Annotated in this window: 11 protein-coding genes and 1 tRNA gene; 9 read left to right on the forward strand and 3 right to left on the reverse strand. The window is 41.6% G+C overall.

The window, feature by feature from the left end; all coding sequences use genetic code 11:
- Nucleotides 1–129 precede the first annotated feature (129 nt).
- The gene (rnr, locus tag QUE24_RS12985) at nt 130–2,307 is read right to left on the reverse strand and encodes a ribonuclease R (protein ID WP_286306119.1); all 2,178 of its coding nucleotides are present in this window, start codon (nt 2,305–2,307) and stop codon (nt 130–132) included.
- 40 nt (nt 2,308–2,347) lie between these two features.
- On the opposite strand from rnr, the gene QUE24_RS12990 reads away from it, so the two are divergent.
- The 4 genes from QUE24_RS12990 (at nt 2,348) to coq7 (ending at nt 5,631) form a co-directional block, all read left to right on the forward strand.
- A tRNA-Leu gene (locus QUE24_RS12990) sits at nt 2,348–2,434 on the forward strand.
- A 372-nt stretch (nt 2,435–2,806) separates the two neighbouring features.
- A complete protein-coding gene (locus tag QUE24_RS12995; protein WP_286304237.1) occupies nt 2,807–3,760 on the forward strand; it encodes a chemotaxis protein in 954 nt (317 codons plus the stop codon).
- A gap of 145 nt (nt 3,761–3,905) precedes the next feature.
- Nucleotides 3,906–4,964, forward strand: coding sequence for a GGDEF domain-containing protein (locus QUE24_RS13000; RefSeq protein ID WP_286304238.1), 1,059 nt, complete (start codon nt 3,906–3,908; stop codon nt 4,962–4,964).
- A gap of 16 nt (nt 4,965–4,980) precedes the next feature.
- The gene (gene coq7 / locus QUE24_RS13005; protein ID WP_286304239.1) at nt 4,981–5,631 is read left to right on the forward strand and encodes a 2-polyprenyl-3-methyl-6-methoxy-1,4-benzoquinone monooxygenase; all 651 of its coding nucleotides are present in this window, start codon (nt 4,981–4,983) and stop codon (nt 5,629–5,631) included.
- Here the strand turns inward: coq7 and QUE24_RS13010 are convergent.
- On the reverse strand, nt 5,619–5,942 hold the full coding sequence (locus QUE24_RS13010; RefSeq protein ID WP_286304240.1) for a PilZ domain-containing protein: 324 nt from the start codon (nt 5,940–5,942) through the stop codon (nt 5,619–5,621). The genes coq7 and QUE24_RS13010 overlap by 13 nt on opposite strands.
- A gap of 76 nt (nt 5,943–6,018) precedes the next feature.
- Between QUE24_RS13010 and QUE24_RS13015 the strand changes: the two genes are divergently transcribed.
- The 5 genes from QUE24_RS13015 (at nt 6,019) to QUE24_RS13035 (ending at nt 11,551) form a co-directional block, all read left to right on the forward strand.
- Nucleotides 6,019–8,409: a Lon protease family protein gene (locus tag QUE24_RS13015; RefSeq protein WP_286304241.1), complete on the forward strand. Its 2,391-nt coding sequence runs from the start codon at nt 6,019–6,021 to the stop codon at nt 8,407–8,409.
- 69 nt (nt 8,410–8,478) lie between these two features.
- On the forward strand, nt 8,479–8,889 hold the full coding sequence (locus QUE24_RS13020; protein WP_286304242.1) for a hypothetical protein: 411 nt from the start codon (nt 8,479–8,481) through the stop codon (nt 8,887–8,889).
- 96 nt (nt 8,890–8,985) lie between these two features.
- Nucleotides 8,986–10,224 (forward strand): hypothetical protein, encoded by a 1,239-nt coding sequence (locus QUE24_RS13025; protein ID WP_286304243.1) that lies wholly within the window; start codon nt 8,986–8,988, stop codon nt 10,222–10,224.
- 48 nt (nt 10,225–10,272) lie between these two features.
- Entirely contained in the window at nt 10,273–10,911 is a 639-nt protein-coding gene (locus QUE24_RS13030; protein ID WP_286304244.1) for an MBL fold metallo-hydrolase, read from the forward strand.
- Nucleotides 10,912–10,921: 10 nt separating this feature from the next.
- Entirely contained in the window at nt 10,922–11,551 is a 630-nt protein-coding gene (locus QUE24_RS13035) for a carbonic anhydrase (RefSeq protein WP_286304245.1), read from the forward strand.
- A gap of 26 nt (nt 11,552–11,577) precedes the next feature.
- Here QUE24_RS13035 and QUE24_RS13040 read toward each other — a convergent pair whose 3' ends face one another.
- Entirely contained in the window at nt 11,578–12,117 is a 540-nt protein-coding gene (locus QUE24_RS13040; RefSeq protein WP_286304246.1) for an outer membrane protein assembly factor BamE, read from the reverse strand.
- Nucleotides 12,118–12,134 lie beyond the last annotated feature (17 nt).

Below are 12,134 nucleotides of genomic sequence, written 5' to 3' on the forward strand. Positions count from 1 at the left end.
ACGATAATTCTACTGTGATTATTTTTCTGGTCAAGGAAAATCTCTGATTAGATGAAAAATAGCCTTACGCAACGTTCATCTCATTCAGAAATAAATGGCTGTTATTGTTTCTTATAACAGCCATTTATATTATTTCGTCTCGACTAATTCCAGATCAATTTTTTTCTCATCGAGATCGACACGAACCACTTTGACTTTTAGTGTATCGCCTAAGCGGTATACTTTGCGCGTACGCTCCCCCGTGAGGCGGTGCCCTGTCGGATCAAATTGATAATAATCATTTTTCAAAGAGGTAACATGCACTAAGCCTTCTATATAGATATCGCTTAGCTCAACAAACAGCCCAAATCCTGTAACACCACTAATCACGCCATCATGAACTTCACCAACACGATCTCGCATGTATTCACATTTCAGCCAGTCACTGACATCTCTTGTGGCTTCATCGGCTCGACGACTGGTCATGGAGCAATGTTCGCCTAATTGCGCCATGTCCTCATAGGAGTAACGCCATTTTTTGTCTTTTTTCTGGCTAAGTACGTGACGAATGGCTCTATGCACCAATAAGTCAGGGTAACGACGAATCGGTGAGGTGAAATGTGCATAGGCTTCAAGCGCTAAACCAAAGTGCCCAATATTTTCAGGACTGTAAACTGCTTGTTTCATACTGCGTAACATCACAGTTTGCAGGAGGTGACCGTCAGGCCGTTTACTCGCCGTTGCCAGTAATGAGGCATAGTGACGTGGCTCAGGTTCTTCACCACCACCTAAAAATAGACCGAGTTCACCCAAAAAGTCGCGAAGACCAGAGAGTTTTTCTTCTGAGGGTGTTTCGTGAATACGATATAAAACCGGTAATTCACTTTCCAACAAAAATAATGCAGCACTGACATTGGCGGCAATCATAAATTCTTCAATGAGACGGTGAGCGTCATTACGTTCACGAGGTTCTATTGATTTAATTTTTCTATTTTCATCAAAAAGAAATTGCGTTTCCGTCATTTCAAAATCGATTGCACCGCGCTCGTGACGAGCCTCAAGCATGACGTTATAAAGGTCATACATCGTCTCTATGGCTGGTAACACGTGTTGATATTGCTCACGTAAAGCGGTGTCGTTATCCACTAGCATGGCCGCCACTTTGTCATATGTTAACCGCGCTTTTGAGTGCATAACGGCTTCATGGAAGTCATAAGAAACTGTTTTACCGGTTTGATCGATTTCCATTTCGCAGACCATGCACAGTCTATCGACTTCTGGGTTTAATGAACATAACCCATTGGACAACGCTTCTGGCAGCATTGGAATTACTTGGCTAGGGAAATAAACGGATGTGCCTCTTTCCTGTGCATCCTGATCCAGCGGACTGTTGGGCAGTACGTAGTGTGATACATCAGCAATGGCCACCCATAAACGCCAGTTGCCGGATTCCAGCTTCTCAGCGTATACAGCATCATCAAAGTCTCTGGCATCTGCACCATCGATGGTGACAAGCGGCATATCACGAAGGTCGAGTCTGCCGTTGATCGCTTCCTCGGGAATACTGTCTCCCAGATTATTGGCTTGTTCTTCAGCTTGTGGTGACCATTCGTAAGGAAGTTCGAAAGCACGCAAAGCAATGTCAATTTCCATGCCTGGCGCCATATGATCACCCAATACGTTGACGATTCTGCCTAAAGGAGATCGATGTTTATTAGGCTGTTCGGTTATCTCCGCTTCAACAATCTGATTGACTTGTGCATGACTCAGATCGCTCGGTGGAATCAAGATGTCCTGGCTGATTCTTCGATTGTTGGGAATGAGATAAAAAATGCCGGCATCTTGAACCAGACGGCCTACGATGCGCTCGTTGTTACGCTTAACAACTTCAACTATGGCACCTTCTTTTCGACCTTTTCTGTCAGTGCCGGTTATACGTGCCAATGCACGGTCACCATGCAGAACCACACGCATTTCGCGCTCACTCAGAAAGAGGTCATCACCTCCCTCATCAGGGATAAGAAAGCCATAGCCTTCTGGATGCCCCATCACGCGACCACTGACAAGATTCATTTTGGAAACAACGCCATAAGCGCCTTTCCTGTTGCGAAGTAGTTGGCCGTCTCGTTCCATTGCTCGTAACCGACGGCGAAGCGCTTCATTAGCATCTTCACCTTTAACATCAATCAGTTTGGCGATGTTTTTGCGCGATAAGGGGGTGTTGTTTTGTTTGAGAATATCTAAGATAAATTCACGACTAGGGATGGGGTTGTCGTATTTTTCTGCTTCTCTATCGAAAAAGGGATCGTTTTCGCTATTATTGGTCATTGACAGTTTTTGTTTCACTCTGTATCTTTGCGCGTCTGTTGCCCAGGTGGCGGAATTGGTAGACGCGCTAGCTTCAGGTGCTAGTGTACTTATGTACGTGGGAGTTCGAGTCTCCCCCTGGGCACCATTCCAACAGCATATTCATATGCTGTATAAATCTCGATTTTTTATTGTATTCTATTTCTAAAGTCATCATTCAACAATATTTTGACGACTTCATAGTGCTACTCTAACAATCATCGAATTTTCCTGCTACTCAATTCTGTTCAGATACGAATGCTATCCAGTGCAATGATAGTAATGCGAATGAAATATCGGTCTTGTGAAAGATTAAATGAACTCCACATAACGTCTAACCATATGATTTGATTAATGCTTATGTTAGTGCTGAATAATTTTTCAGATATTGTGGCTAACTCTGCTCAAGCTTTCGTGCTAATGTCCGCTATTATTTCTAGACATATTCACGTTCATTTATTTGAGTTTTGCGAGAATTCATATGGCCACATTTATTGATTCCATCGACGAGCGAACCAAACTAGCTGGTACTAATCATCTGGAGGTTTTGTTGTTTAGCTTAGGAACGAGTGATGAAACAGGAAGAAACGAACTGTTTGGTATCAACGTTTTTAAAGTTAGGGAAGTACTGAATATTCCTGAAATAACGACTGCCCCAGAAATGCCTGATGGCGTTGAAGGCTTTGTCAGTCTTCGTGGTGATATGGTTCCCATCATTAATCTCCAAAAGTTTTGCAAACTCAGATCTAAAGATAAACCACGAATCCTGATGATTACTGAATATAACACCCATGTTCAAGGATTCTTGGTCAGCTCGGTAGATACCATACAACGGTTGAATTGGGAGCAAGTCAAAGAGCCACCACAACTCATCTCACAACGAATGGGTGGCTTAGTTACTGCCGTAGCAGAATTGAGTGACAAGCGCCTAGTCATGATTATGGATGTTGAAAAAGTGCTGGCAGATGCTGGTGACTTTTATGATGAAACTGTGTTTGATGGCATCAAACAAGTCGATAAAAGAGGGCACTATCGCCTTCTCTTTGCTGATGATTCAAATATCGCTCGTAAGCAAATTACCAAAACACTTGATGTGATGGGTGTTGGGCATATAGGAGCTGTAAACGGCGCCGAAGCCTGGAAAATGCTAAACAAAATCGCTGCTCAATGTGAGCAGGAGGGTCGTGATATTACAACTGAAATCCAAATGGTGTTGACTGATGTCGAAATGCCGGAAATGGATGGTTATGTACTGACACAGAAAATAAAATCCGATCCAAGAATGGTAAATTTACCGGTCATTATGCATTCTTCATTGACAGCCAAAGCTAATAAAGCAATGGGCGTTGGTGCTGGTGCTGATGATTATGTTTCGAAATTTCAGCCACGAGATCTGGCTGATACACTCTTCAAGTATCTGGAACGCCAGGGTTAAAGTCTTGTGCATCAATGCCTAAGGATTGAACTCATACTTAAAAAAGTATATCTTTTCTGGTTGGATACTGGAGTATCGCACTAAATAATCTGGGTGCCATGGAGTGCTCCATCATTTAATTCATGAGCATACAAGGCATGTGGCAATGAATCACAATAGTATTAGGATCATAGATAATCTCGCTGAGATTACCAGTTACCACGATCGACATGTTCTTGAAAAAAGTTTACTAAAGACAATAAATGAGCTATTTCCGGCAAAAGACATTAGGTTGTTCCGGGTTAGCGAGCAGAGTGATAACCACGATCTCAGTTTGCTCGCATACTGTGTTAATGACGTTATTGTGTCCAGTGATGAAAATCCGAGGTTAGTGACTGAAGACAAAGGTATCAGTGAGACTATCTTTCAAGCGATAGAAGCAGGGGATGTACAGTTAAGCTCGACAGAAAATGGTCTTTGGAATCTAGTTTATCCAGCATTCGATGCTCATGGCGACATTTTCGCTGTATTATTAATATCAACAGACCTAGTACCTTCAAATGGCGATCAAAGACTGATTTACGGAATACTTCGCGTGTATTCTAATTATCTAGCACTGATTGAAAAAACGCAGAAAGACAAATTAACGGGTTTATATAATCGCGAAACCCTTGATAACGAAATCACTAAAATTCTTGTTCGTCAGGGCCGCCATTTCAACGATCAGATTACCTCTCCTAATGACTCCCGTCGACGTAGTTTTGCAGTAAAATACTGGTTAGGCGTGATCGATATCGATAATTTTAAAACCATCAATGATAATTTTGGTCATCTATACGGGGATGAAGTCATTATTCTTGTCGCTCGACTGATGACTTCAGGCTTGATTAGGGACGATGATTTAGTCTACCGTTACGGTGGTGAAGAGTTTGTTGTCGTGCTAAAAGCAGCCAACGAAGATGATGCAATGCACACATTTGAACGAATCAGAGAGATGGTCGCTGCCCATAAGTTTCCTCAGATTAATCAAGTGACGATTAGCATTGGCTTTGTAGAAATTGTTGCCCAATCATCACCGGCAGATGTCATCGGTGAAGCGGATGAAGCGTTGTATTATGCTAAGGGTAATGGCAGGAATCAGGTGCACAGTTACAGCCGTTTGTTGCAAGAAGGCAAAGTTAAGTCAGTATCCAAAGTAGCACACGGTGGTGTTGAATTATTTTAATGGTAGGTCTTGTTGTATGTTCAAAGTAAGACAGTTAAGTTTGATTGATCACGTTATTATCGAGTTAGACAAAGCCATTACTACGGTGGTCGGAAAGCCTGAGACAACACAACGTCATGTACCTGGAAATGAGATTGAAGAAGCGACAGCATTAAGCACTGCAGAACAAAGGCATTCAGCTGGTCTGATGCGGGTAAATCACTCTGGTGAAGTCTCTGCTCAAGCCCTTTATCAGGGGCAAGCATTAACAGCTAAATTGCCTGAAGTTCGTCAGGCTATGGAGCAAGCAGCACTGGAAGAGAATGATCATCTGGTATGGTGTGCAGAACGTTTAAGTTCACTCTCATCACATCGAAGTGTACTAAATCCAGTTTGGTATATCGGCTCGTTTGCCATAGGTGCTGTTGCTGGAAAAATAGGTGATAAATGGAGTTTGGGCTTTGTGGCCGAAACAGAAAAACAAGTCGTTAATCATCTTGATGAACACTTGGCAAAACTAAGTGCTAATGATCTAAAAAGTCGTGCTGTACTTGAGCAGATGCGAGAAGATGAACTTCATCATAGAACGACAGCATTGGAAGCGGGTGGTGCAGAATTACCTCGTCCTGTGAAAACAATGATGTCGATCACCTCAAAAGTCATGACAAAAACAAGCTATTGGATATAAATTTTACTGACTTTTTCTATTAGAATAGATATCAGGTATTGCCCGACCATTTCAGTATCAGCTTCTACCCTCAATACTTTTCCCTGAATAATAAACGGTGAGAATCTGTCATTTCCCGTATCCATGACAATTTCTAACCTGTCATGCTCAGCTGGTGAAAAGTCTGATTGAATAAGTAAACCGCTGGCACTTAAATTTTTACTGATCCCCCTGTGTGTTATTTCTTTATCGCCACTTAAGGAAAATGTAATAGGCGTATCGATTTTCATTCGGTGATATGCCCGTTTTTCATCATAATCATTTGGTGACATCTGATTCTCCCATCGTATATTGTCTATTTTTTCCTTAGACTTAAGCTTAAAGTAACTTATTCAAATCGAGAAAACTATGCCTGAGAGCACAAAATTACAAGTCAGTGAGTTATATCATCATTGTAATCCTGAACAATGGACATTTTCTTCCACTCAAGATCTTAAAGCGACGAATGAAGTTATTGGTCAACAGCGCGCATTGAGCGCCATCGAGTTTGGCAGTCATATTGATGCGGATGGTTATAACTTATTTGTGATGGGACCAGCTGGCGCAGGCAAATATACCTTAACCCGGCGTTATCTGGAGCAACATGTTGAGCATCTTCCTGAGGCCAAAGATTGGGCTTATCTGAATAATTTTGATGATCCACAACGACCTTATGCACTGAGTTTGCCAGCAGGGCAGGCTAAGCAACTACGCCAAGATATTGAGGATGTTATTGATGCATTGAAGGAGGAACTACCTCAAGCCTTTGATGATGAATATTATCGTGGGCGGCTAAGAAGTCTTGATGAAGCAACCCGTAAACATCGCGTCAGATTATTTGGCGTATTACAAAAGGAAGCTGATCGGAAGGGTATTGTCTTATTAAGGCTGCAAGATGGGCATTATGCTTTTGCTGCTCAGCATAATGGCGAAGCGATGACTTCTGAAGAATTTGAGCAATTACCAGCGGCTCAGCAGGAAGATGCAGAGAATGCCATAGCAGATTTACATGAAGACCTTCAATACACCCTATTAGAAATCAGAGAGTGGGAGAGAAACAATACAAAACAGTTACAGGCTCTCAACGATGAAGTCGCACTGGAAGTGTTGAGTAAACATGTCAACAAACTCAAGCATGCCTATCCAAGCTCAAGCAAGTTACAGCACTATTTTGACGCTATGCTTAAAGATCTTCGCAGTAATGTGGATGCTTTTCTGAAAGATGAGCAATCTGCTGAAGAGGCTACCAGTGACATTAACATACACAAACGTTATCAAATCAATCTGTTCGTAGATAACAGTCAAAAGCATGGTGCACCAATCGTGTATGAAAATTTACCCAATCATCAGAGCTTACTTGGCTGCATCGAAAATATGGCGATGATGGGAGCTCTGGTTACCGACTTTACTTTGATTAAAGCAGGCGCGCTTCACAAAGCAAATGGTGGTTTTTTGATCGTTGACGCAGAGCAACTGCTTTTACAGCCATACGGTTGGGAAGGCTTGAAGCGAGCATTAAAATCACGTGAAGTAAGATTTGATGCTTTAGAGCAAATATACAATCTCGTGGCGACAGTGTCTCTAGATCCTGAGCCAATACCCTTGGACCTGAAAGTTGTTTTACTGGGTGATAGAGAATTGTATTACCTGTTATATGAGATGGATCCCGAGTTCGCTGGCCTCTTTAAAGTCGTTGCTGACTTTGAAGATGAAATGACACGAAGTGTTGAAAACGACACCTTATTTGCTCAAATGATGGCAAGCACCATTGAAAAATATAAATTAATTGATTTCGATAACTATGCCATTGCTAAAGTCATTGAACATAGTGCCAGGAGCATAGAAGACAGCCAGAAACTCTCTCTGCATATGGGCAATATGGCTGATTTATTACGAGAAGCATCTTTTCTGGCGAAACAGCAAAAGAATCCACTTGTCACCAGAGATAATGTGCAAAGCGCCATCAAGTTAAGAGAACAAAGGCTCGATCGGCTGCGAAGCCAGATTTATCAACAAATTGAACGAAATATTATTGATATTTCAACATCAGGCTCAGTGATTGGACAAATCAATGCATTATCGGTGCTGGGAATTGGTGGCTTCAGCTTTGGTCAGCCATCCAGAGTGACTGTTTCAGCTCGTTATGGTGATGACAACATCGTGGATATAGAACGTGAGGTTGATCTCGGTGGCGACATACACTCTAAAGGCGTATTAATTCTGAGTGGTTATTTGGGACGAACATATGCATCTGATAATCCGTTATCGATGTCAGCAAGTATCGTTTTTGAACAAAATTATGGTGAAGTGGACGGTGATAGTGCCACGGTTGCAGAACTATGCGCTCTATTATCCTCCATCGCCAACATTCCAATGAAGCAGTCAATTGCAATAACTGGATCCATGAATCAAATGGGGCAAGTTCAGGCTATTGGTGGTGTGAATGAAAAAATCGAAGGTTTCTTTGATATTTGTCAGCTCAGTGAGTTAACCGGTGAGCAAGGGGTGATTATCCCTGCCACAAACGTGCAGCATCTCATGCTACGAGAAGATGTGATCAATGCTGTGGAAAGTGGACAATTCCATATCTACGGTGTGAGTCATGTCAATCAGGCTCTGGCATTATTGTCTGGCATGCCAGCAGGTGAGTACGATGAAGAAATTGGTTTTCCGGATGATACATTTAATGCGCATGTGATGAAGCAAATACAAAAATGGGGTGATCATAACCGTAACGATAAAGAATCATCATCTGAGTGACGGGTTTATTGAAGACTCTGATGTTGATGACGATAAGTAGAGTAGATATAAAAATGACGGAGTAATCACATGCAAAGATTAAGTGTTCTATTGTGTTTTATCTATATGGCCTTTTCAATGAATGCTTATGCCATGACACTACCACCCGTACCTGCTGAGCCAATTTATTTTGAACCGCCAGTGGTAAAACCCGATCAAAATATGCAACAAATGAGCTGTTATCAAGTTGATAAAGCAATCAATCAGTTACATCCTTACCGGTACACTTATAAGCCTAGTTTTTATAAAGATGATGCAAATAAAGCAGCTACCGCACTCATCATGATCGATAGCATACCGATTGTTCAAGGCTGGCTAGGATTAGGCTATTTAGGGTATTCTGCTTTAGTAGAAGAAAAAGAAGATAGACGACAGCTACAAGTAGAGCAACAGATATCAGCGTTACAACGTATAAAAGCAGAAAAGCACTGTTATGAGTAAAACTGATCTCAATCAAATATCCTACTGATTTTGTTGTGAACTTGATTAAAAGTCATGTACTATCAGAATACTTAAATGCCCAGAGAGGTAAGAAATATGACTAGCACGTTTGAAATTAAAGCAAAATGGTACGAAGCTAATCTAAAAACAGCGAGAGAATCCAGAAGCAAATGGTATGAGGCTAACCTCAAACCATCTATAAACATTGCCAAACCCTGGTATAACGCTAACAAGCGTCCAGCGAAAGACGTTGAGATTCCTTGGTACAAAGCTAACTTGGTTGAGCATATTGAAACCAAAAATAAATGGTATGCAGCTAATCTAGACCAAGCCGTTCAGTCTGTACGCGCTACTCGTAAATGGTATGAAGCCAACAGAAGTCAATCTGAGGTTGAAAAACGCTGGCAACATTTTAGTGAAGAAATGTACAGTGATGTCAAAAAAGCTTGGATGCGTGTGAATCTTGATCAGGCACGTGAAAAACGTATTAAATGGTATGAAGCAAATCTGAACAATACTCCTACCGAAAAACATTGGTATGAGTTCAGTGATGAAAAATATTCAGACACCAAAAAGAAATGGTACGAAGCTAATTTACAAACAGCTCGTATTAATCACAGCAAATGGTATGAAGCAAATATTCATCCTGATCCTCACGCTGAAGTCAAAAAACGTTGGTATGAGTCTAACTTAAGTTTAATTCGCACGCGTCAAGTCAAAACCAAATGGTTTGCAGATAACGCGGCTATCGCTAGAGAGAACCAAAAGTGGTACGAAGCCAACCAGCGACCAGCTAAGGTTTCTGATACACCGTGGTACGAGGCTAATATTGCAGCGCACATCCACACTAAAAACAAGTGGTATGAAGCTAACTTGAAATCTGCAGTCGCAGCTGTTCGTGCAGAACGCAGTCGTTGGTACGAAGCGAATGATAACCAGCCTACGCAAACGCACTGGTATGATTTTAGAGAGGCTAACGACACCGATTGGAAATTAGCTTTCCGCGAAGCGAACTTAAAACAAGCTCGTGAAAAACGTATTAAGTGGTATGAAGCGAATCTCGATAACACACCGACAGAAAAACATTGGTATGAAATCAGTGATGAGCTGACAACTGAAACAGATAAAAAATGGTACGAAGCCAATCTGGAGAAAGCGCGTATCAGCCATAACAAATGGTACGAAGCTAATATGCATCCGGATCCACATGCTGATATTAAGAAAAAGTGGTATGAGGCTAATCTGGACTTAGCAAGAACACAAAAAGTGAAAAGTGATTGGTTCAAGCAGAATATGATTACTGCACGCGAATCAAGCAAAAAGTGGGATAAGTAAACTGTAGAGAGAACTCTACCTGAAGGCGTCAACGGTCATGGATTTTAGATGTTAAAAATCGAATGTATCACCGTTGGCGCCTTTTTGGTGAATACCTATTTGATTATTGATGAAGCGACAAATGAGGCCGCCATCATTGATACCGGTGAGACAACAGAGCTCGCTGATTATCTTGAAACTAAACGTGAAGAATTTAAGCTAACTAAAATTCTACTAACACACGGTCACCTTGATCATGCTGGCTCTTTAAAAGACATACAGCATCTATTTGACGCAGAAACCTACCTTCCAAGATTAGACAAACCTTTATTCGATACACTGCCACAACAAGGCGACTGGTTCGGTGCTCCACATATGAATCGACCATGTGGCAGAGTTGATCATTTTGTTGATGATGGCGATGTCATCAGTCTAGGAGAAACAGATTTAACCTTTATTTCAACCCCAGGACATACACCTGGACAAGGTTGTTACTATACAAATCAAGACATTTTCGTGGGAGATACCTTGTTTGCCGGCAGTGTAGGGCGCACTGACTTACCCATGGGAGATGCTGCTCTGATGCAAAAGAGTCTGATAAAGCTGTCTTCATTACCCGGTTCTTTGATTGTTCACTCCGGTCATGGTCAGACAACTACATTAGCTGATGAGAAACGTCACAACCCTTTTTTACAATTTTTGAGATAACAATAACAACATGCCGACGACCTATAAATTACTAGAGGGTTTTTCTCGATTTAAAAAAACATACTTTGGTGATGACAGAGCACTGTATGAGAGTATGAAAACAGGGCAGCCAACAAAAATACTCATGATTGCCTGTTGTGATTCTAGAGTTGATCCTGCGATTTTAACGGATTGCGACCCTGGCGATATTTTCACCGTAAGAAATGTGGCAAACCTCGTTCCTCCTTGTGAAACAGATAATAACCATCATGGTACAAGTTCAGCATTGGAGTTTGCTGTGAATTCGCTAAATGTAGAGAGCATCGTAGTGATGGGCCATGGCAATTGTGGTGGTATACGTGCTTTATGGCAAAGTGATGGTGTTGAAGATTCCAAATTTATTCATCGCTGGGTGTCTATTGCGAAAAGCGCTAAGGACTGGGTAAAAGTGAATCATAAACATGAATATGAAAGTATTCAGTTAAAGATGTGTGAACAAAGAGCCGTACTTGTTTCTTTAGAAAATCTGATGACATTTGAATGTATCAAAAACCGTGTTGAAGCCGGAAATTTACGATTACACGGGTGGTACTTTGATCTCGATAAAGGTGAATTGATGTGCTATAACCCAACCACTGATAAATTTGAAAAACCAGCATAAAAAAGGCGCCTTTGGCGCCTTTTTTGTTATTGAATGTCTCTGTCAGGAATTTGCTGTTGATCCACATCAGGTTTAGCGGGATCCGTGCCTTCAATAACTTCAATGTCCTCGTCATCATCCCCGAGACCCACCAGACTTTTTAGCTTTGAATACAGGCCAGTATTTTTCTCTGTTAAAGGCACGATAACATTTTTATCCTGGCGTTCAACCTGTGGTAGATCTGCTCTAGCCACAGTACGTGTATCACCATCAATGCGTGCCAATTTTTCTGACTCATCAAAGTAAAGGGTGATACGGCGTTGTTCGCGATCTTCTCCGCCGGGTTGATAACTATAGACATAGTCCCAGCGATTCGGGTGAAAAGTATCAATGAGTAATGGTGTGCCCATAACATAGGCGACCTGATTTTTCGTCATGCCAGGCTCAAGTTGATTGATCATTTCTTGAGTAACATCATTACCTTGCTGGATATCTATGCGATAAACACCAGGTATTTTATCGGTGCTGCAAGCTGACAATGACAAAATAACTGCCAAGGAAAGGCTGTAAACAACGGAGCTTTTCATTTAGTATTGATTTCTGT

Source organism: Methylophaga marina (genome assembly GCF_030296755.1).
Classification (GTDB): Bacteria; Pseudomonadota; Gammaproteobacteria; order Nitrosococcales; family Methylophagaceae; genus Methylophaga; species Methylophaga marina.

Excerpts from the sequence above, each read along its gene's own strand:
- rnr (WP_286306119.1), bottom strand. The coding sequence starts at position 2,307 with ATGACCAATAATAGCGAAAACGATCCCTTTTTCGATAGAGAAGCAGAA.
- QUE24_RS12995 (WP_286304237.1), top strand. The coding sequence starts at position 2,807 with ATGGCCACATTTATTGATTCCATCGACGAGCGAACCAAACTAGCTGGT.
- QUE24_RS13000 (WP_286304238.1), top strand. The coding sequence starts at position 3,906 with ATGAATCACAATAGTATTAGGATCATAGATAATCTCGCTGAGATTACC.
- coq7 (WP_286304239.1), top strand. The coding sequence starts at position 4,981 with ATGTTCAAAGTAAGACAGTTAAGTTTGATTGATCACGTTATTATCGAG.
- QUE24_RS13010 (WP_286304240.1), bottom strand. The coding sequence starts at position 5,942 with ATGTCACCAAATGATTATGATGAAAAACGGGCATATCACCGAATGAAA.
- QUE24_RS13015 (WP_286304241.1), top strand. The coding sequence starts at position 6,019 with ATGCCTGAGAGCACAAAATTACAAGTCAGTGAGTTATATCATCATTGT.
- QUE24_RS13020 (WP_286304242.1), top strand. The coding sequence starts at position 8,479 with ATGCAAAGATTAAGTGTTCTATTGTGTTTTATCTATATGGCCTTTTCA.
- QUE24_RS13025 (WP_286304243.1), top strand. The coding sequence starts at position 8,986 with ATGACTAGCACGTTTGAAATTAAAGCAAAATGGTACGAAGCTAATCTA.
- QUE24_RS13030 (WP_286304244.1), top strand. The coding sequence starts at position 10,273 with ATGTTAAAAATCGAATGTATCACCGTTGGCGCCTTTTTGGTGAATACC.
- QUE24_RS13035 (WP_286304245.1), top strand. The coding sequence starts at position 10,922 with ATGCCGACGACCTATAAATTACTAGAGGGTTTTTCTCGATTTAAAAAA.
- QUE24_RS13040 (WP_286304246.1), bottom strand. The coding sequence starts at position 12,117 with ATGAAAAGCTCCGTTGTTTACAGCCTTTCCTTGGCAGTTATTTTGTCA.